The following is a 21047-nucleotide window of genomic DNA, read 5'->3' on the forward strand; positions in this document are numbered from 1 at the left end:
AAGCTTACAATTTTGAAAGCATACGAATGTTGTTTTATATAAGAATAAAAAGGAAATTACTAAAATTATGGGCCTTTATGATTGAGAACTTAGTCTACAAGCCCTTTTTACCAATAAAAGGAACAAACTTCGGGGTAGTTTTTGCATATTCTTTAAAATCTTCACGATTCTTATATTTTTTTTCAAGAATTGGTACACCAGATACAAATAAAAGGAGACTAGTAATCAATAGTGGACTAATAACCAACCAAAGCGTTGATAAAGTCGTCAAAGAGATTAAGAATATTCCCCACCAACACATTGACTCGCCAAAATAATTAGGATGTCGTGTTAGTGACCACAGGCCACTAGTCAATAGTTTTCCTTTATTTTGGGGTAGTTTTTTAAAGACTTCTAACTGACGATCTCCAAAAACTTCAAAGATAAAGCCAAATATCCAAATTATTATACCTAAAATTTGCCACCAATAAAATTGAGAATTAACATTTGAATTGACTTGAATAATTGGGAGTGAAATAATGATTAACAAAAGATATTGCACCATAAATACCGTTAGAAAAGCTTTCAATTTTGGAAAATTATTGCCCCACCTTTTACGCATATTTGTATAGCGATAATCCTCGGGTTTATTCCAATTTCGTCTTCCTAAATGAATTGCTAAACGTACTCCCCATAATATGACTAATACTAAGATTAGGCTATTTTGAATCGTAATTCTCGGAGAAAATAAATAAGAGACCACAGCTGTAAGAACAAATCCTCCGCCCCAAGCAATATCTATCAATCCGTAATTTTTCTTAGATGTCGCAATAAGAAACCAACAGATGAAATAAAGTAATAAAGTTACCAAAACGGCTATATAATTCATTTGACCTCCTTTAATAGTCCGGCAATTGCTAAACTTCCAATCCCTGCAGAAATTCCAATTGCTGCTGAACTGTCTATAATTTCACAGTTTTTAGTAGTTTTTTCTTTCAATAGTTCATTTATCTTTAAAGCTGATTCTTCGGATAAAACATGTGTCAAAGCTAATTCTTCGATTTGTCCTTCTTTTGACAATAGGTTAATTTTTTTCAAAATTTTATCCATACTCTTATTTTGACTAAAAGAAGCACCAATCAGCTTTCCGTTTCCTCCTTTATCAAGACTAATAATTGGATGCATTGAAAGTTTTTGTGCGGTTTCTCCCAAAATTTTTGGAATTCTTCCCGAATTTATCATTGGCGATAAATCTTCTACTGCCACATAAATAAATATCCGGTCAGTTATTTTTTCTGTTTCATTAAGTACTGATTCAATAGAACGCTCTTCACTAATCAATTTGGCAACTTGTTTAACTAGTAGTCCTTGAGCCACTGAATTTAATTTGGAATCTATAAGATGTACTCGGTTTTCTAAGGATTTCTTTGCTGTAATTCTTTGGTTGAGAAGTTGATAAGTGCCACTTAGTTTTGAAGAAACTGAAATCACGATGATATGTTCATATTTTCCTTCTAAAAAGGAGAAAAGTGAATCAACAGATTGAATGCTTGGTTGAGAAGTTGTCATTTTTAAATTTTTATTATACTTTTCTGAAAAAATTTGAGGATTGATTGTAAGTTTATCTAAAAAGGCTTGCTCACCTACTGAAACATTCAAAGGTAAAACAAAAATTTGATTTTCAAGTATAAAATCAGCAGATAGATCGGCAACAGAATCTGTGACAATAGCAATGGATGATTTTCTATTTTGTGATATTTCATATTGTAATTGCATATCATCAACTTTTTGATAGATAATTGTTCCTGTTTTTTCTAACAGTGCTAATATATTTTCCGGATGGTTAGTATGGATATGAATCTTTATTTGTTTTTTATTTCCAGCAATAACTAAAGAATCTCCCCATTTCCTTAGTGATTCTTTTAAGTCCTTTTCTTGTTTTAGGGGTTCTTTGATAATAAATTCTGAACAATACCTATTTTTAGGTGCTTCAGATATAAAGTGTTCTTTAATATCTTCTGTATTTAATTCTTTTATGCTGGGGATAAGTCCTTCTTGTATCTTACTTACTTTTCTCCACAGTAAGCGTCAGTAAAACCAGATATAAAGTAGTAAAAACCCTTCGCTCCAGAGTCAACGAGTTTATTCTTTTTTAAAATTGACATCTGAAATTGTGTTTCCTTAAGAGCTTTCCAAGCTTCTCCTTTTGCTTCTAGCAAGGCTTTTTCAAAAGATGTACTTTCTTTAAAAGTAATCAGTAATACTTCTGCCCATCTTTTCATAACTGATAAAATCGTTCCTTCTTTGGGCTCAATCAAAGAATCATAGGCGCTCTTTACTGCTCTGTTGAAAGCTAAAACAAGTATCTCTAAGTTAGTTTCATATACACTATAATAATCTGAAACGGCATTTAAGTACTGGGCAAAAATAATTCCAGAATTTCCCCGAGCCCCAATGAGTGCTGCCGAAGCTACTTCATCAAATAAAAGGTTCGTTGAATAATTATTATTAGATAAATTATCAATAATGGTTTGCATTAAAGATGCTAAATTACTCCCTGTATCCCCATCGGCAACTGGAAATACATTTATTTTGTTTAGTTCATCCTTTCCGTTAATAACCTTTTGCGCTCCTGCTATGATACTTTCTAGTAGACGGTCTTCAGATTTTACCTTTTCCATTCTTTATCCTTCCATAAACTTTGTAATCACAAGAAATGAAAGACTTGCACTCAAAGAGCTTACAAAAGTCCCCCAAATAATATCAATTATTGTTACCATTAGTGACCAGTCTTTAATTGATGCCAAATTTGTTAAATCGTATGTAGAATAACATACTAATCCTAGTAGAGCACCACTCAGTAAGACGTAAGTTATACTATTTTTTTCAAGTCCGGGCATTAATACAAAAAATGTTAGTGCTCCTAGATAAATAATATAGAAGATAATGGCCGGAATAACTTTAAAATCTCCCATCAAGTTACCAATATTTGGCTGATAGATTTTTTTATTTGCAAAAAAGAGCCAGCAAATATCTAAAATTAAAAAAATTACTCCACTTATAATAAAGGGTTTAATAAAATTCATTATTCTTCTCCAATCTATAGCTTTCAGTTTTACAGATGTATATACTTATAAATATCAAAATTTTTATGTTATATAATCATTATTTATTGCCCAAACCATCAGATTCTCCTCAAATTATTTAGTTCAAGATAGCAACTGATATACTCAAATATGTTGCGAAAATAATCCAAATAAAATAAGGAATTAGAAGGAATGCAGACCACTTATTAATTTTTGAAAATTTAATGATGCAGAGATAAACAATAAAATCTAGTAAGAGAATAATAATAACTCCTAACCAAAAATAGCCTTTGAAAAAAATAATACTCCAAATAAAGTTTAAGATAAGTTGTATTCCAAAATAGAATAAAGCATTTTGTCCCTCACTTCTTTGAGTTTTCAGCTTATAAAAAATCAAATAGGCGGAAATGGCGATAAGAGCATATAATACAGGCCAAACAATCCCAAAAAGATAGTCTGGTGGAGCTAGGGGTGGGAGTTTAAGATTATTATAAATCCCCTTAATATCCCCCGCCAAGAGGCCAGATAGGCCACCAATTAGTTCAATTCCTACAATAAATAATATTAGTTGTCCCAATGCTTTTAGTTTTTTACTAGTCATAATTTCTCTCCCTTTTAATATACATGAGTTCTTTTGATTACTATACTTATATTATTACATAAATAGTGAGTCAAGCTGTCTTATTCGCTTGATAACTTTATAACTTAGTATAATCATCTTTAATTTGTTAAAAAATAAAAATGTCACTGGAAAAATTTCCAGTAACATTTTATAAGAGTTATTTTTAGTAGTTTTTATTATTTGTAAGGGAATATCTGTGAGGGAATTGAACCACTCGTAATGTAGCTTTTAAGGACTTTATCAGCATCTCGTTTTTCTTTTATTACACTTACAAATTTAGCTTTTGCATCAAATTTTTGATAATCTTCATCATTAAGAATCAATAGCTTAGAAGTAGCACTGTATTCTCCTAGAACAATATATTTTGTACTTTTAGGTTTCACTGACTGTCCTTTATCATCAGTTATTGTTTTATCTTCCTTTCCTGTCCACAAAGCTGGCTCGGCTGATAAGTTTTCTACTGTCTTAAATTTAAACTTGTCTCCTTTTTTGGTTACGTTATTAAAAACTTTTTCATTTATTAATTTATTAGCAGCTTGAGTATTCAAGACTAAGACATCTGATTTTGAACTGTATTTACCTTCTACAGTTAAACTTTTATCAATATATTTTTTATTATTCTCTAATATAGTATCTGCTTCATCCTTATTATCACTATACATGATTATACCGTGAACATGAGCAAAATTTTTTTTGAAAAAGTCATAACCGAGAAATCCGGTAATGGCAATTGGTACTATGATAATTAGCGCTATTAGTATTTTCTTCATTCTATATCTTTCCTTTTTTTCTTTTTACAATTTAGCTACTCTTTCATTCTAACATCAAGTCCGATGCCTCCTTCTTACATTTTTGTAATGAAAAAATGAGTACTAAAAACCTCAAGAAAGAGATTCTTTCTTGAGGTTTGCTAACTTTTTTAAATAGGAAGAAGGGAAATAATGATGAATAGTAAGACACCTCCCAATACACTAAAAAGAATAATTTTTCTATGTAGAAGTAATGCGATATATTCACGAATTAAGGCCGTAGGTAAGAAATAAAGTGCTGTGGGTGCCCCTACTCCTTGGGCTTTTAATTTTACTCTTTGCGCATATAAACTTCCTCTGAGAACATGATAATTATTGGTTGAAAAAATGATTGAAGGGGGCATTTCTTTATCTGACCAATCCTCATTAATTATCCTTTTAGAAAATAACATGTTCTCATAAGTAGTGGTGGATTTATCTTCAAAAAGAATTTGATGATTAGGAATGTTTTGTGAGTGGAGGTATTTTCGCATGGCGAAGGCTTCTGATACAGGCTCATCCGCCCCCTGTCCGCCACTAACAACAAATTTGGCTGTAGGATTTTTCTGGTAATATTCAATTCCTTTGTCCAATCGACTCTTTAACAAGGGTGGAACTTCTTCACTTCTAACACCTGAACCCAAAATGATAATATAATCTATCTTTTTTTGTAAAGGAATCATTTGGCTCATCCATGAATATAAAATATAGGCTGCAAACAAAAAACAGAGAATTATATCAATAAGTAAAATATAAAGAAGAATGTACCAGATTATTTGTGGTATTGTTTTTGTTGAAAATGTGAATAACATAAAGAGTGCTGGAAAGGCAATAAGCAAATTTAAGCCAAATAGAGCAGATAATTTTGCAGTGGCACTTTTACCTTCTTTAGTTCTCATTGTTTTTGAGTTAAAAATGAAATATCCACAGACCAATAAAAATATTAAGGGAAGGATTCCATAAGCAATGATCAAGGTTGCAAAATCACCCGACGGAAGATAAAGATAAATAAGGTATAATAATTCAAAAAACAGAGAGGCTAGGCTCAATATCAAACCTGAGGCTAAAAAAATTCCTCCTATTATACTTCGTTTATTGATTTTTAATCTTAGCAGGCCAATTAGCATGATAATCAGGGAAATTATTAAAAAAGCCATTCAAACTCCTTGGGTTTAATCTATTCTATTATAACATAGCCTTCTATCCTAATCTCTTCACGTGTATTAAAAAAATCCCACTGTTCAAATGTGAGATTTTTGATTATTAACCCAAATGCATAAAAAGAATTGGATATTGATTTCCTTGTTCGTCAATTGGATTTCTTTTATAAACTTTAAAGCCTAAATGCTCATAAAATCCTTTGGCTTGCGGATTTTGCTCATTCACTACAAGTTCATTTACCGAATAGTTTTTTATTGCTTCTTCAAGCAACTTTCTACCGAGTCCTTTTTTCATGTGATTAGGGCTAATAAACAACATTTCAAGTTTCTCACCAACAATTCCCATAAAAGCAATTGGTTTTTCATTATCGTCAAATTCCACAATTAAATGTTCGATAGCTTTAAGAGCTTGTGGGACATATTGTTTTATATCTTCAATTTCTTTAACTGACAGAAAAGAATGTGTTTCTTTAACTGAATTTTCCCATAAACTTATCAATTCTTCTATGAGTTCTTTATTTCTCATATCTTTATTTATTTCTTTCATTTTAATCCTTTCTTATTTGAAAAACTTTTTTAATAGTGAATCAAAATTTCTAAATAGTGATTCTGAAAATAGTGAGAGTAAGGCAACCAGAACAAAACTATCCAAAGAAATTTTGCTGATAGAGAAGAGGGAATTGAACATGAAACCTGAGATAATTATCCCAACAATATTAAAAATGATAATTCCCATTTTAAAACGGTTGAGTGGTGCACTGATTTTAGTTAAAATCATAAATCCAACAACAGCTAGTAAGATAACTGCTGAAGTTGAAATTTCTGATGCCGTCAATTTGAAGGCAGCTCCAGCAATAACGACTCCTAAAACGGCCGTAATTTCAGTCAAGCTGGCTGGTAATGCTTTTAAGATAACATTTTTAATAAAATCTTTTTCAATTCGTTTGTCATTTTCTTCTAAAGAGAGTAAGAATCCCGGAATCCCAATGGTGAATAAACTGATAAGTGAAAGTTGTGAAGCTTGTAAGGGATAGGTGAAGACAAAGATTGCTGAGATAATTGCCAAGATGATTGAAAAGAGATTTTTTACAAGGAAAAGAATGGCTGAACGTTGGACGTTATTGACGACTCGACGTCCTTCTGTGACTACTTGTGTCATATGCCCAAAATCTGAATCTAATAAGACAACTTGTGCAACTTGGGTCGCGGCATCACTTCCGGAAGCCATGGCAATGCTACAATCAGCACTTTTCATGGCTAAAATATCATTAACACCATCTCCGGTCATTGCGACAGTATGATCTTTACGTTTAAGGGCTTGAACGAGACGGCGTTTTTGGTCAGGTGTCACACGTCCAAAAACGGTATATGATTCAACCGCTTGGTCTAAATCTTCTTTCGTTTTCAATAAATTTGCATCAATGAAACGTTCAGCTCCAGTAATTCCTGCTCTTTTCGCAACTGCCGACACGGTTTGAGGGTTATCACCTGAAATAACTTTGATATTGACTCCTTGCTCTGCAAAGTAGTTAAAGGTCGATTTAGCATTTTCTCTGATGGGATTGGCTAACACAACGTAGCCAAGTGCGTAAGCCCCCAAATTAAGTTGGTCATAAATTTTTTCTTTTGTTCCCGCTAAAACTAGGACACGAAAGCCTTCTTCTAAGAGATGATTGATTTCAGAGCTAATTTTTTCATAAGTTTTTCCTAAAACAATTTCTGGTGCTCCTAAAAGATAACTTTCATTTTCAAAACAAACAGCACTATATTTTACTTTTGATGAAAATGGAATAATTTTTTTAACGCCGGTCATTTGATTTTGAAGGTCACCTTTTGCAAGCATAAACTCTCGAATTGCCTTCATGGTATCATTGTCATCAGTATTTGCTGAGATGTAGTCAGATAAAAGAGACATAAATTTCGCTTCGCTTATGTTACTACTTGGGCTAACAAATACTTGCTCAACTGACATTCTGGGTTCTGTGATTGTTCCTGTTTTATCAACACATAGAACGTCTACACGCGCTAAGGACTCAATACTTTTCATATTGTGCAATAGCACTTGATTACGAGCCAATTTTACACTACTGAGGGTTAAGGCAATGGTTGTTAAAAGATACAACCCCTCTGGAATCATTCCAATAACCGCTGCCACCATTGCTACAACACTGGTTTGAAGTGTATTATGATTGACAAAGTAATTTTGGGTAAATAAAATGACTGCTATCGGAAGAATAATAAAGCTGACCCACTTTAATAATTTATTGAGGGCCCGTAACATCTCAGAGTCTTCACCATGGTCAACTAATTTGGCTTGTTCTGTTAATTTGGAAATGTAGGAATCTTTTCCGACTTTTTCCAAAATGACTTTGGCTTCTCCTGACACAACAAAACTTCCTGACAGAAGTTTGTCATCAACATTTTTTTCAATTTCGTCAGCTTCACCTGTCAAAAGTGATTCATTGACAAAAATACTTCCTTCGACAATGCGAGCGTCAGCGACAATTTGATTTCCTGTTTTCAGAATAATAATATCTTCTTCAACCAAATCATCTGAAGCAATTTTTTCTTGTTGACCATTCCTTATCACTGTGGATTGCGGAGCGTGCAGGAGAGTCATTTGGTCCAAATATCGTTTGGCTTTGATTTCTTGATAAATTCCGACAATTGTATTAATGACAATTATTGGAAGGAAAATAAGCTGATTCCATGCTTGAACTAAACTGATTAGAATCGCAATGACTGCAAATATTAAGTTGAAAAATGTAAAAGTATTTCGTTTTACAATTTCCCAAACAGGACGATCCGTCTCATCTATATTTTTATTTATCTTCCCTTGGCGAATCCGTTCTTCAACCTCAAAACTTGTTAATCCTTTTAAAGACATATTTTTTACTCTCTATTTCTTCTCAATTTCAATTTTTGATTTCAATTATATAGTATTTTTAAGAATGCTTTGTTCTATCTTAACATAGTTCTGAGAAGTCCTGCAAACGGTAAAAATGTTATTTTTGATTCGTTAAACTTTTTTCTATTTAAATATGATAAAATATGCTCATAATCATATAGAAAAGAGAATTTATTATGCCATATGTCCATGTTGAACTTTTTGAAGGTCGTACAGTTGAGCAAAAAGCTATAATTGCTAAAGAAATTACTGAATCAATTTCTAAACATGCTGGAGCACCTACTTCAGCAATTCATGTCATCTTTAATGACCTTCCAGAAGGAATGCTCTATCAAGGCGGAGAAATGAAAAAGAAGAAATAAGTTTTCATTTGAGCCAATCAAAGCTGTCAGTAATTGATGGCTTTTTTATTTAAGCTGTCAGTAAATTTTTAGTAAATAAACTTCTCTTGAAAAAATATTTTTATTAGGATAAAATGAAAGCAACTCTAAAAGAAACTGGTGAAAAATGAAAGTTTTGATTACTTCTGGTGGAACAACGGAACCTATTGACAACGTTCGTGGCATCAGTAATTTTGCAACAGGAAGTCTCGGAAAAGTGACTGCTGAAAAATTTTTAAATGCTGGTCATGAAGTCTATTTATTAGCTGGACTTCAGGCTAAACTTCCTGAATTTACTGACAGACTGACCTATATTCCGATTGAAGGAACTCATGACCTTTATGAACAGATGAAAAACTTAGTCCCTGACATGGATGTTGTTATCCATAGTATGGCTGTCAGTGATTATCGTCCTATTTATATGACAGGTCTTGAAAATTTTACTGACAAGTTTTCTAAAGAGGAGCTTTTAAATTTTCGTCCTGAAAAAGTTGGGAAAATTTCTTCAAAATCTGATTATCAAATCATGCTCCTAGAAAAAACACCAAAAATTATTTCTTATATTAAAGAATGGAATCCAAATGTTTTACTTTTTGGTTTTAAATTATTGGTTGGTGTAGAAAAATCTGAGCTTCTTTCTGTAGCCAGAGAAAAATTACTGACAAATCATGCTGATTTTATTTTAGCGAATGATTTAGAAAATATTCATGGAAATGACCATCAAGCATTTTTGGTCAGTAAAAATCATGAAATTACTTTAAAAACAAAGGCTGAAATTGCTGACAGACTTTTAAAAACCTCGGAGGAATTAAAAAATGACTAAAATTACACTTGCGGTAACAGGTTCAATTGCAGCTTACAAAGCAGCAGATTTAACTTCTTTACTGACAAAAGAGGGACATGATGTGACAGTTTTAATGACAAAAAGCGCTACTCAGTTCATCACTCCTTTAACTCTACAAGTTTTGTCCAAAAATAAGGTTCACTTGGATATTATGGACGAAGAACGTCCTGAATTGGTTAATCATATTGATTTAGCTAAAAATACTGAGCTTTTCCTTGTTGCACCTGCAACTGCTGATACAATTAGCCGTTTGGCGCAAGGCCGAGCTGATGATATTATCACTTCTGTAGCCCTTGCTCTTGAACCTTCTGTACCAAAATATTTTGCCCCTGCAATGAATACTAAAATGTATCAACATCCTTTGACGCAAAAAAACATTGAGATTCTTAAGAAAATAGATTATAATATGATTCAACCGAAAAAATCTTTGCTCGCTTGTGGAGATTTTGGTGAGGGAGCACTCGCCGACTTACCTGATATTCTATCGGATTTAAAAAATTCTTTATAAAATAAATGAGGTATTTATGAAAAAATCAAAAGCGTCTGATGTGGCAATCTTGTCCATTTTTATTGCAATTATGGTCGTTGTCCAACTTTTGAGTCAAATTATCTATAGCGTTTGGCCTTTACCAATCGTTCCAACTTTGCTCCATATTCCAGTAATCATTGGTTCAATTGTTCTTGGAGTTCGTAAAGGAGCATTTCTGGGTCTAGTGATGGGATTGATTAGTGTTATTAATTCAACAATCGTAACCCTACCTTCTAGCTTTATGTTTAGTCCCTTACAGCCTGTTCCTGGAACAAATCATGGGTCTATCTGGGCATTAGTTATTGCCATCGTTCCGCGTATTCTAGTCGGAATTCTTCCTGCCCTCGTTTATCGTTTGGCACAAAATCGTTTTGGAGCTGGTTTAGCCGCTTTTGTTGGAACAGCAACTAATACACTTTTGGTTTTAAGTTTCATCTTCCTCTTCTTTCATGATGTAACCAAACAAACCTTCGGAGCTTTGCTTGCTTCAATTATCACAGGAAATTCTATTGCAGAAGTGATCATCGCTGTGATTTTAACAATGGCAATTGTCCCTGCTTTAAGTAAAGCAAGAGGCAATTCATAATTGAAAAAAAAACAATCTATTTTTATTAGATTGTTTTTTTTATTAAAAAAATGTTATAATGTAAGCGTTGATAAGAAAAAAATAGGAGAAAACTTATGAAAAAAATATTAAGTTTCGACATTGACAACACACTCAATGAACCAAAAATGCCGATTTTCCCTGAGATGGCTGAATTGTTGGCTACTTTGTCTCAAAAATATATCATTGCACCAATTTCTGGTCAAAAATATGATCAATTTTTGATTCAAATTATTAATAATTTGCCTGAATCTGCAAATCTGGATAATTTCCATTTGTTTGTTGCCCAAGGGACTCAATATTATGCTCACAAAGATGGCGAATGGAAACAGGTCTTCAATTACGCTTTAACTGATGAACAAGCTAACGCAATTATGGGTGCACTTGAAAAAGCTGCTAAAGAGCTTGGACATTGGGATGAATCTGTTCTTGCCCCTGGTGATGAAATTAATGAAAATCGTGAATCGATGATTGCTTACTCAGCAATCGGTCAAAAAGCTGGTGTTGAAGCTAAACAAGCTTGGGACCCAGACATGACAAAACGTAATGAAATTGCTAAATTGGCTAGCCAATATGCTCCAGAATTTGAATTTGAAGTTGCTGGAACAACAACTATTAACGGTTTTGTTCCAGGTCAAAATAAAGAATTTGGGATGAATCATTTGATGGAAGAACTTAATGTTACTAAAGAAGAAATTCTTTACTTTGGTGACATGACTCAACCTGGCGGAAATGATTACCCTGTTGTTCAAATGGGAATTGAAACAATCACTGTTCGTGACTGGAAAGAAACTGCAGCTATTCTAAAAGCAATTATTGCGATGGAAGAAGCTTAATTTTCCACTGATAAAAAGCTGTCACTACTGACAGCTTTTTTCTTTTGCTGACAGAAAATATTATTGAAGATTTTAAACTACAGAATGGCTTTTCATCCTTTAGTCCTATTGAAATTCATCTGAATTTTAGGTAAAATAGATGAGTATGTTTAATTTATAGAAGGTGAACTTATATTGAAAAATTTGAAAAAGAAATTAACATTGACTGGTTTAATGACAGCCGGATTGTTATTCCTATCTGGCTGTGTTCAAACACACGTTGTTGATGGAGTCCGCGTTCCAACCGAAGCAGCTACTCATGGAATTACCTATAATTTTTTGGTTCGTCCAATGTCTGCTTTTGTTGACTTATTCGCTAATAACTTGCACATGGGTTATGGTTGGGGAATTATTTTTGTTACTCTGATTATCCGTTTTCTCATCTTGCCTTTAGGTTTGAATCAAGCCTACAAATCAACTTATATGCAAGAAAAAATGGCTTATCTTGCTCCTGTATTTGCTCCTTTGCAAGAACGACTCAAAAAAGCACAAACTCCTGAAGAAAAAATGGCAGCTCAACAAGCATTGATGGCAGCCCAAAAAGATAATGGAATTAACATGCTTTCATCAATTGGTTGCTTACCAATGTTGATTCAATGGCCTTTCTTTATCGCTCTTTATAATGCTGCAGCCTATACAACGGGAATTTCAAGTTCAACATTTTATGGGATTCCTTTAGGACATCCAAGTGTGGTCTTGGTTATTATCTCTGGGGTGCTTTACTTCATCCAAACCTGGATTTCAACTTTGTCAATGACCCCTGAACAAAAGAAATCAGGAATGGCAATGTTGATTATGAGTCCGGCAATGATTGTTGTTTTCTCATTCATGTCACCTGCTGGAGTAGCACTTTACTGGGCAGTTGGTGGTTTTGTTATTGTTATCCAACAAATCATCATTACCTTCATCATGAAACCAAGAATGCGCCGTCGTATTGATGAAGAATTTACAAAAAATCCTCCAAAAATCAATAATGAAGGCCTAAAAGATGTTACACCTACTTCTGTTCAAGAAAATTTCAAAGAAATCACAAGTGAGCGCAATGAAAAGGAACGTAAATCTGGCGGACGAAATGCTGGTAAACAAAATCGTAAGTAATTTTTACTGACAAGATATTAAAAAAAATAAAAAGTCACTGATAGAATTTCTGTCAGTGATTTTTTTATTTATTGAATCAATAATTTCTTGTTCAGATTAAAATGAGAGTTCTGTCAGTAACTTTTCTTATATATTATAGCGTGTATGCTTAAAAAATATCAACATTCCTCCAGTAAGAATAATTAAAAGATAAGTCACAAATAGCACTAAAATAAATAAAGGAGAGATTTGGGTCATTGAAAGAGGTGGCACACCTAAATGGTTACCAAATGGTGCAAAAATATTTAATGTCATATTACTCCAATCGAAGCAACCAGTATTTGGTAAGATAAATAAATAAATCATAAAAGCACTCCCTATCAGGTTTGCTCGTTTACTGGCTAAAGTTAACGCAAAACACATCATTGCTAATGCTAATCCAATCATAAAGCTAAAAAATAGTAAATAAAAACTATCTGAATTAATAAGTGGATACAATGATTGCCCATATTCTCCAGCATTTTCAGACTTAAAGAATAAGTGTAAAATTTCACCAGAACAAGCTGCCAAACTAAAAATAAGCAAATACATTACAATTAATGATACAACTAATCCAACAGATTTTCCTAATAAAATTATCTTCCAACTCTGTTGCCCAAGTCTCCTTTTGAAGGTTCCAAATTTATAATCATAGTTTGCAACAAGTACTCCAAAGAAACCAGCAAGTAAAGAAATAATTGTCATACCATAAGATTTAAATATGAATTGTGGAAATCCCACAAAACTGATTGCTTGGTTGGCTTGATTTAATTGCTCATAATCATAGCGAGTGGCATTATTAAGTATAGATTGATTGCCATTATTAGAAATAGAATAATCTTTATGAATATTTTTTTGAAAATTAATATCTGATTGTTTGTCCTCCACAAAAAGACTCTCAGCTCCTTTTAAATTAAGGCTTGCTTGGAATGTGCCTAAAATCAATAAACCGATTATTATTCCAGAAATTACTAGATAAATTTTGGATTTGGTAAGATAGAAAAGTTCTTTAATTAAAGTTACTTTCATAAATTTTTTTCAAACCTCCTTTATCCACCTTTAAAATTTTTTTATTTTTTATCACATATAAATCATCAATAATCTCTTCATAAAACTCAAATTGATGACCTGTTAATAAAATAATTTTCTCGTTTTTTGACCTGATAAGGTCTTCCTTAAGAATATTTAAACTCTCATAATCCAATCCATTTGTCACTTCATCCATCATCGTTAAAGAAGGTTCTAATAAGTTCCATATAATCAATGATAATCTTTTCCCTTCACCAAGAGAATAGGTTGATACCCGTTTTGACAGTCTTTCTTCTGAAAGATACCGTTGAGCTCTCTTTTCAATTGTCAATTTAGAATATCTAAAATTTGTAAAAAAAAGAATATTGTCCATTCCAGTTAGATTTTTATAGAGTTCTAAATTATCAAATAGGACATATGTATCATTATTTTTAGCTGAATTATTTATAAGGCCTTGGCTCGCATGCAGACTTCCTAAAATAAGTTTCAATAGTGTTGTCTTCCCTCTACCGTTTGGTGCCATAATAAACGAGATTTTACCCTCTGCGAAAGAAACCGTTGTATTCTCAAAAATATTTTGTGTTTTGAAATTAAAAGATAAATTTTGAATGTCAATTTCCATTTATTCTCCTTTATAAAAAATATGTACACAACTAAATTTTAATCATGTACATATTTTCACTAATATTATCAATTAAATGTAGAATAGGTCCATTGACCATTTCCAAGAATAGTTGTCCGTATATACTTATTAAAACTAACTCCCACATGTCCAAATTTTCCAGCATTTATCCCTGAGCCCACAGTATATTTTCCTTGATAAATTCGTCCCCAAGAACCATTTTTATTAATAAGTGAAATTCCATTTTGAGTGACCCAGTTTGTCGGAGTAAAGCTATGAGCACTCTGAAAAGCTGTAGCTGTACTAATCGCTTTTCCATTATACTGAAAATAGACACGATCCGCCATTGTGATAATATTTAAAACAGAAATAGAAGCATTAGTTGTTTTAGTTGCCGCATTTACAGCCGGACTTAGAGCACCTGATATTCCCAGGGTGACTGCGAGAGTTACAAGAGTTTTCTTCATGAGTTTCATATTTATACCTCCATATTAAATAATTAAATTGACATTTCTTCTTTAATCCAATTTTTCTACAAAAGCAAGAGATAATCCACTATATTCAAAAATATTCTGGATAATAACAATCATTCGTTAAAACAATGATAGCGCTTTAAATGATTTACTTCAATCTATTTTTTGTTAACATTAAGTTTCTTTTGTATTACTTGAGGTCAAAAAAATACTGATTATTTTTATCAATCTCGATAAAAATAATCAGTATTTTTCTCTTTATTCTTATGTTAAATGAACACCTTTATCAACATAAACGATATCACCAATGACACCTGAGGCAAGTGGGCTAACAAGGAAAGCGGCAGTTTGACCCACTTCATCAATTGTTACACCAACACCATCAGCTGTACGGCTGTCAGATTCTTTAATCAAATCTTTGTAACCTGAAACTCCAGAAACCGCAAGTGTTTTAATTGCTCCTGCAGAAATTCCGTTCACATGAACACCTACATGTGCCATTTCAGCAGCAAGATAACGAACTGTAGATTCAAGAGCTGCTTTAGCAATTCCCATAACATTGTAGTTAGGAATGGCACGAACTGAACCCATGTAAGTCAAAGTTACGATACCAGAACCTTTTTTAAGCAATGGTTTTGCTGCTTTAGCAACAGCAAGCAAGCTGTAAGCTGAAATATCTTGAGCAAGGGCATAACCATCGCGAGAGATATCTGTAACATTCCCACCAAGCTCTTCTTTTTTAGAGTAAGCAATGGCATGAACAAGTCCGTCAATTTTACCGACACGTGCCTCAATTGTACCAAAAGCACGGCGAATAGATTCATCAGAAGTTACATCACATTCAATGAGCAAATCTTCTGGTTCAGCCAATTTAGCTAATTGTTTTTCCATTCGTTCATTTTGGTAAGTATAAATTAATGTTGCACCTTGATCTTTCATTGCTTTAGCACAGCCCCAAGCAATAGATTTATTGTTAGCAACACCCATGATAACAATTTTTTTACCTTCTAAAAACATAAATAAAATAAGTCCTTTTCTTTAAAATAATCAGGTTTAAGCGACTAGCAAATAAAAAAAAATAAATTTAATCACTTTACCTTTACAAGTCATATAAAAAAGTTGACACTCTCACAAGAAATTGATAATATTAATTGTAAAAGGTTTTGTATATCAAAATACTTGATACATAAAATTTTAACTTAAAAATGTTGAACTGTCAAGTTAGAGTGATGGCTCTTTTTCCCTGATTACTCGGGCTTTTCATTAATTTTTAATAAGAAAAGGAATAAAAAATGACTAAAAAATACGCTATGACTGCTACAGAAGTGATGGAAGTTATTCCGAACCGCTATCCTATCATGTTTATTGACTACGTTGATGAAATTTCTGAAAATAAAATTGTTGCAACGAAAAATGTAACGATTAACGAAGAAGTTTTTAATGGACATTTCCCTGGTAATCCAACTTTCCCTGGTGTTTTGATTCTTGAATCACTCGCTCAAGCTGGTTCAATTTTGATTCTCAAAAAAGAAGAATTTCAAGGAAAAATGGCTTATATTGGTGGAATTGATAAAGCAAAATTCCGTCAAAAAGTCACTCCTGGTGATGTAATGAAACTTGAATTTGAAATTACAAAATTCCGTGGAAAAGTAGGAACTGCTGATGCCGCAGCTTATGTTGATGGTAAAAAAGTAACCACTTGTCAGTTCACTTTCATCGTTGATGAAGCAGCTGAACAAACAAACTAAAAAAAATTTACTGACGGTCTTTGTCAGTAAATTTTTTTATTATATACAGGATTTGTCAGTAAATATCTTAACTCTCCTGCATTTTTTTAATAAAGGATTGTAAAATTTCAATATGTTCTTCCAACTTTTCAAGAATAATAGATTCATTTGCAATGTGGCATTGTTCATGCTGTCCTGGTCCAAAAACAACCGTTCTAATCCCAACATTTTCAAAAAATCCTTGATCATTAGAACCCGAAGCCGCCGTTGTTTTCGCGCCAGATAAGTCTGTCAGTAACTGAATGAATGGAGCTTGATTATCGGTCAAAGTTGATAAAACAGGTGTCACAATATCTTCATAAGTAAAATGATACTGCACAGCTAACTCACTCATGACTTGCTCAAATACCTCTTCCAATTCAGGAGTTAAACGACAGTCAACCACAAGTTCAGCGAAGTCGGCTGTTTTATTAGGAGAATTTTCATCCCCAGAGAGAATTGATGTCACTACAAAAGTTGGCAGACCAAGCTGACTATTTTTGTAAATTTTCAAGTCTTCAACGATTTGCTCAATATTTTCTAGAAAATAAGTAACCGCCCCTAAAGCGCTTTGCTGAAAATGTTCTTGTACCGAAGCATGACCAGCCTTCCCAGAAAAATGTAGCTTCATAAAATGATTTCCACGTTGCCCAATATAAATCTTCTCTAAATCAGTTGGTTCTGCAATAATGCAACAAGCTGAGTCATAGCTCCAATTTTCACTAAAATAACGAGCAAAATCTTCTGAACCCTTACCATCAAGTTCTTCGTTAGCCGTCCCCACGACCCAAATATCTTGACTTAAATCTTTACCAATAAAACTTGCAGCAGCAAGTAAATTTCCAACATCGCCACCTTTCATATCACTCGCACCAAGTCCAAAGAGTTTTCCCTCTTCTACTCTTGCATCGGTAGGCGAAAATTTCCAGTCAGCTAAATGACCTGAAACGACAGTATCAACATGCCCAGTTAAGATAATGGCTTCTTTTTTTTGTTCTTTTTTACCTTTTGCTTTAATTTGTCCGGCGACAAAAGTTTCTTTGCGAATAACAAAATCAAATTGCTTCTCAATAAACCATTTTTCAAGAAATATTAAAATCTCTTCTTCATTTCCTGAACTTGACGGAATATTAACCAAACTTTTTAATAAGTCTACAGCTTTTTCCATAAATTTCCACCAAACTATTTATTATTTTCAGAAAGCGTGTAGTTCTTTTGAATATCTTTATTAATTTGTCCGTTCTTCAATTCTTCTTTAATGACAGAATTGACAACCTTTGTTAATTCATCTGAACCTTTAGGAAGTGCAACCGCTGAACCATAACTATCTTTTGGCGTTTTTACGTCCACATTAGCAATCGCTAAATCTGAATTAGCTGCGACATAACTCTTAGCAATAAGGTTTTCAATCACGGCTCCTTGTACTTGTCCCCCTTTGACTTCATTGATTTCATCGCCAATTTGTGGCAAGGCAATCTCTGTTGCTCCTTTGAATTGACTGGTTACAATGCCTTCTTGAGTTGACCCTTTTTGTGCCGCTACTTTTTTACCTTTGAAATCATCTACTGAACGATATTTACTTAAATCAGATTTTTTCACAACTAAATAATTACTTGCTGTATAATATACATCTGAGAAATTGACAGATTTTTCACGACTAGGTTCTTTTGAAATGCCCGAAATCGCAATATCTGCTTTTCCTGTATTTAAACTAGCTAAAACATTGTTAAAGTCCATGCTTTCAATTTTCACTTTAACCCCTAGTTTTTTACCAATAGCATTGGCCAAATCAACATCAGAACCCACGACTGTATTCTTACCATCTTTAATAATTTGGAATTCAAAGGGTGGATAATCTGGAGATAAAGCAACTTTCAATACGCCGGCTTTTTTTACTTTATCCACTTGATTAGTAGCCGATTTTCCATTTCCACAAGCTGCTAATGTTGCTACTGCGGCCAAACCGACCATTCCCAATGCTAATTTTTTCATCTTCTTGTTCATCCTTAAACCTCTTTTATAAATAGAATAAGTATAATTATACATTTTAAAATTATTTTGTCAAGAATTTTTGCATATTTATATTATAATTATTTAATAAACAAAGATTTTTAGATAAAAACTGTACTTTTATACTTGAGACAAAATAAAAATTCACTCAATGAGTGAATTTTTATTAATTATTAATCAATCCATTGCACGTAATTCTAATACCATATCACGTAACTGAGCAGCTCCTTCAAAGTCGAGGGCGCTAGCCGCTTGTTGCATTTCTTTTTCAAGTTTTTTGACTAATGCTTTACGTTCTTTCTTAGTCATCGCACTTGCATCAACTTCTTCAATCTCACCAGAATCAGTTTTCTTAGTAATGGCAATCAAATCACGAATTTCTTTTTTGATCGTTTGAGGTGTGATTCCATGTTCTTCATTATAAGCCATTTGAATTTCACGTCGACGGGCTGTTTCATCCATCGCATGTTTCATTGAACGCGTTATTTTATACTTTTGACCCTCGTATTCTGTATAATAACCACTATCTAAGATTTCTTTATCCGCAGGATCATTTTCATCAAGGGCTTTAGCCATATCAGAATAAAGAATAACATGGCCTTCACTATTACGTGCTGCACGACCAATGGTCTGAATCAAGCCACGCTCATTACGTAAAAATCCTTCTTTATCAGCATCCAAAATCGCGACTAAAGAAACTTCTGGCACGTCAATCCCTTCGCGAAGCAGATTTATTCCCACCAGAACATCAAAGACTCCTAAACGCAAATCCCGAATAATTTCGGTTCGTTCTAATGTTTTGATATCCGAGTGCATATATTTAACTTTTATCCCCATTTCCTTGAAATAGGCAGTTAAATCTTCTGACATCTTTTTAGTCAAAGTCGTGACGAATACTCGTTCGTTTTTCTCAGCTCGTTTATGAATTTCACCAACTAAATCATCAATTTGTCCCATCATTGGTCGAACTTCTACGACAGGATCTAATAGACCTGTTGGACGAATAATTTGTTCAACAATGGTATCGGTCTGCTCCATCTCATAATCCCCAGGGGTTGCTGAAACATAAACAATTTGATGCACATGACTTTCAAATTCTTCTCTTTTTAAAGGACGGTTATCGAGGGCTGAAGGCAGGCGGAATCCATAATTACAAAGCATTTCTTTACGGGCTCTGTCACCGTTATACATTCCTTTTACTTGCCCCATTGTCATGTGTGATTCATCAATCATAATCATGAAATCATCAGGAAAGAAATCAAGCAAAGTATACGGAGGTTCGCCTTCCTCGCGCCCATCCATATGACGTGAATAGTTTTCGACCCCATTACAATAACCCATTTCACGGAGCATTTCGATATCGTAGTTGGTTCTTTGTTCTAAACGTTGAGCCTCAAGAAGTTTTCCTTCTGAGCGGAAAACTTTTAATTGTTCTTCTAATTCTGCTTCTATCTTGGCAATTGATTCTTCCATACGGTCATCATTTGTCATGAAATGTGTCGCTGGGAAAATTGCCAAATGGTCTACTTCACCTAAAACTTGTCCGGTCAAAACTTCAATTTCACGGATACGGTCAATTTCATCACCGAAAAATTCAACACGAAAGGCATGCTCATCACGAGAGGCTGGAAAAACTTCTACAACATCCCCACGAACTCGGAAACAGCCCCGTTGAAAGTCAATATCATTTCGCTCAAATTGAATTCCTACCAAATCATTTAAAAGTTGGTCACGAGAAATTTCTTGACCTGGGCGCAATGAAACCACCGAATCTTGATACTCTTTGGGTGAACCCAATCCATAAATACAAGAAACTGAGGCCACAACAATCACATCATTACGTTCCAATAAGCTTGAGGTCGCACTATGACGCAATTTATCAATTTCATCATTGACCGAACTGTCTTTTTCAATATAGGTGTCAGAACTTGGCACATAGGCTTCGGGTTGATAATAATCATAGTAGGATACGAAATACTCGACTGCATTATTTGGAAAAAACTCTTTAAATTCACTGTATAATTGACCAGCCAGTGTTTTATTATGGGCCATAACAAGAGTAGGTTTACCTGTCCGTGCAATCACTTGACTCATGGTGTAAGTTTTCCCTGTTCCTGTTGCTCCACGTAAAATTTGAGCTTTTTCCCCATTCTCTATATTATCTACTAACTCAGCAATCGCCTCACCTTGGTCACCGGCTGGCTCATATTTTGAAACAAGTTCAAATTTATTATCTGTTATTCTTTCTATAGCCAT

Annotated in this window: 21 protein-coding genes and 1 pseudogene; 7 read left to right on the forward strand and 15 right to left on the reverse strand. The window is 33.5% G+C overall.

Going from position 1 to position 21047, the window contains the following annotated elements; all coding sequences use genetic code 11:
• Positions 1 to 94: 94 nt before the first annotated feature.
• The 8 genes and pseudogenes from IAE51_RS03825 to IAE51_RS03860 form a co-directional block, all read right to left on the reverse strand.
• Positions 95 to 868, reverse strand: a complete 774-nt coding sequence (locus IAE51_RS03825; protein ID WP_010905448.1) for a DUF1295 domain-containing protein — start codon at positions 866 to 868, stop codon at positions 95 to 97.
• Positions 865 to 2660 (reverse strand): annotated as a pseudogene (locus IAE51_RS03830) (DAK2 domain-containing protein). The gene IAE51_RS03825 and the pseudogene IAE51_RS03830 overlap by 4 nt, the downstream one beginning before the upstream one ends.
• Before the next feature lie 3 nt (positions 2661 to 2663).
• Positions 2664 to 3065 carry a DUF2177 family protein gene (locus tag IAE51_RS03835; RefSeq protein ID WP_003130519.1) on the reverse strand — a complete coding sequence of 134 codons (402 nt, stop codon included), beginning with the start codon at positions 3063 to 3065 and terminating at the stop codon, positions 2664 to 2666.
• A gap of 118 nt (positions 3066 to 3183) precedes the next feature.
• Entirely contained in the window at positions 3184 to 3666 is a 483-nt protein-coding gene (locus tag IAE51_RS03840) for a TspO/MBR family protein (protein WP_003130518.1), read from the reverse strand.
• 197 nt (positions 3667 to 3863) lie between these two features.
• Complete coding sequence (locus IAE51_RS03845; RefSeq protein ID WP_010905446.1) at positions 3864 to 4457, reverse strand: lipoprotein BA_5634 family protein; 594 nt, start codon at positions 4455 to 4457, stop codon at positions 3864 to 3866.
• 149 nt (positions 4458 to 4606) lie between these two features.
• Positions 4607 to 5632 carry a YdcF family protein gene (locus IAE51_RS03850; RefSeq protein ID WP_017864179.1) on the reverse strand — a complete coding sequence of 342 codons (1026 nt, stop codon included), beginning with the start codon at positions 5630 to 5632 and terminating at the stop codon, positions 4607 to 4609.
• 106 nt (positions 5633 to 5738) lie between these two features.
• The gene (locus IAE51_RS03855; RefSeq protein WP_012897295.1) at positions 5739 to 6182 is read right to left on the reverse strand and encodes a GNAT family N-acetyltransferase; all 444 of its coding nucleotides are present in this window, start codon (positions 6180 to 6182) and stop codon (positions 5739 to 5741) included.
• Between the two features lie 12 nt (positions 6183 to 6194).
• Positions 6195 to 8522 (reverse strand): cation-translocating P-type ATPase, encoded by a 2328-nt coding sequence (locus tag IAE51_RS03860; RefSeq protein ID WP_017864178.1) that lies wholly within the window; start codon positions 8520 to 8522, stop codon positions 6195 to 6197.
• A 197-nt stretch (positions 8523 to 8719) separates the two neighbouring features.
• Here IAE51_RS03860 and IAE51_RS03865 point away from each other — a divergent pair, with 197 nt between their 5' ends.
• The 6 genes from IAE51_RS03865 to yidC all read left to right on the forward strand — a co-directional run bounded on the left by IAE51_RS03865 (position 8720) and on the right by yidC (position 12873).
• The gene (locus IAE51_RS03865; protein WP_003130513.1) at positions 8720 to 8905 is read left to right on the forward strand and encodes a 2-hydroxymuconate tautomerase; all 186 of its coding nucleotides are present in this window, start codon (positions 8720 to 8722) and stop codon (positions 8903 to 8905) included.
• A gap of 145 nt (positions 8906 to 9050) precedes the next feature.
• Positions 9051 to 9746: a phosphopantothenate--cysteine ligase gene (locus tag IAE51_RS03870; protein ID WP_012897293.1), complete on the forward strand. Its 696-nt coding sequence runs from the start codon at positions 9051 to 9053 to the stop codon at positions 9744 to 9746.
• The gene (gene coaC / locus IAE51_RS03875; protein ID WP_017864177.1) at positions 9739 to 10275 is read left to right on the forward strand and encodes a phosphopantothenoylcysteine decarboxylase; all 537 of its coding nucleotides are present in this window, start codon (positions 9739 to 9741) and stop codon (positions 10273 to 10275) included. Before IAE51_RS03870 ends, coaC begins: the two co-directional genes overlap by 8 nt.
• A gap of 16 nt (positions 10276 to 10291) precedes the next feature.
• Positions 10292 to 10882: an ECF transporter S component gene (locus IAE51_RS03880; RefSeq protein ID WP_109990671.1), complete on the forward strand. Its 591-nt coding sequence runs from the start codon at positions 10292 to 10294 to the stop codon at positions 10880 to 10882.
• A 95-nt stretch (positions 10883 to 10977) separates the two neighbouring features.
• The gene (locus IAE51_RS03885; protein WP_003130508.1) at positions 10978 to 11736 is read left to right on the forward strand and encodes an HAD-IIB family hydrolase; all 759 of its coding nucleotides are present in this window, start codon (positions 10978 to 10980) and stop codon (positions 11734 to 11736) included.
• A 174-nt stretch (positions 11737 to 11910) separates the two neighbouring features.
• The gene (gene yidC / locus IAE51_RS03890) at positions 11911 to 12873 is read left to right on the forward strand and encodes a membrane protein insertase YidC (RefSeq protein ID WP_003130506.1); all 963 of its coding nucleotides are present in this window, start codon (positions 11911 to 11913) and stop codon (positions 12871 to 12873) included.
• 126 nt (positions 12874 to 12999) lie between these two features.
• Here yidC and IAE51_RS03895 read toward each other — a convergent pair whose 3' ends face one another.
• The 4 genes from IAE51_RS03895 to fabI form a co-directional block, all read right to left on the reverse strand.
• Entirely contained in the window at positions 13000 to 13920 is a 921-nt protein-coding gene (locus IAE51_RS03895; RefSeq protein ID WP_003130505.1) for an ABC transporter permease, read from the reverse strand.
• The gene (locus tag IAE51_RS03900; protein ID WP_200094787.1) at positions 13901 to 14542 is read right to left on the reverse strand and encodes an ATP-binding cassette domain-containing protein; all 642 of its coding nucleotides are present in this window, start codon (positions 14540 to 14542) and stop codon (positions 13901 to 13903) included. The genes IAE51_RS03895 and IAE51_RS03900 overlap by 20 nt, the downstream gene beginning before the upstream one ends.
• A 68-nt stretch (positions 14543 to 14610) precedes the next feature.
• Positions 14611 to 15018, reverse strand: a complete 408-nt coding sequence (locus IAE51_RS03905; RefSeq protein WP_003130500.1) for a hypothetical protein — start codon at positions 15016 to 15018, stop codon at positions 14611 to 14613.
• Positions 15019 to 15279: 261 nt separating this feature from the next.
• On the reverse strand, positions 15280 to 16032 hold the full coding sequence (fabI, locus tag IAE51_RS03910; protein ID WP_012897290.1) for an enoyl-ACP reductase FabI: 753 nt from the start codon (positions 16030 to 16032) through the stop codon (positions 15280 to 15282).
• Between the two features lie 275 nt (positions 16033 to 16307).
• Here fabI and fabZ point away from each other — a divergent pair, with 275 nt between their 5' ends.
• On the forward strand, positions 16308 to 16763 hold the full coding sequence (gene fabZ, locus IAE51_RS03915) for a 3-hydroxyacyl-ACP dehydratase FabZ (protein WP_003130498.1): 456 nt from the start codon (positions 16308 to 16310) through the stop codon (positions 16761 to 16763).
• A 67-nt stretch (positions 16764 to 16830) separates the two neighbouring features.
• Here the strand turns inward: fabZ and IAE51_RS03920 are convergent, their stop codons facing one another.
• From IAE51_RS03920 to uvrB, 3 genes are all read right to left on the reverse strand, one after another.
• Positions 16831 to 17949 (reverse strand): M20 family metallopeptidase, encoded by a 1119-nt coding sequence (locus IAE51_RS03920; protein WP_012897289.1) that lies wholly within the window; start codon positions 17947 to 17949, stop codon positions 16831 to 16833.
• A 14-nt stretch (positions 17950 to 17963) separates the two neighbouring features.
• Positions 17964 to 18773, reverse strand: coding sequence for an ABC transporter substrate-binding protein (locus IAE51_RS03925; RefSeq protein ID WP_010905441.1), 810 nt, complete (start codon positions 18771 to 18773; stop codon positions 17964 to 17966).
• A 195-nt stretch (positions 18774 to 18968) separates the two neighbouring features.
• Positions 18969 to 21047 (reverse strand): excinuclease ABC subunit UvrB, encoded by a 2079-nt coding sequence (uvrB, locus tag IAE51_RS03930; protein ID WP_023189444.1) that lies wholly within the window; start codon positions 21045 to 21047, stop codon positions 18969 to 18971.

The sequence above is a fragment of the Lactococcus sp. S64 genome, from assembly GCF_016516525.1.
Classification (GTDB): Bacteria; Bacillota; Bacilli; order Lactobacillales; family Streptococcaceae; genus Lactococcus; species Lactococcus lactis.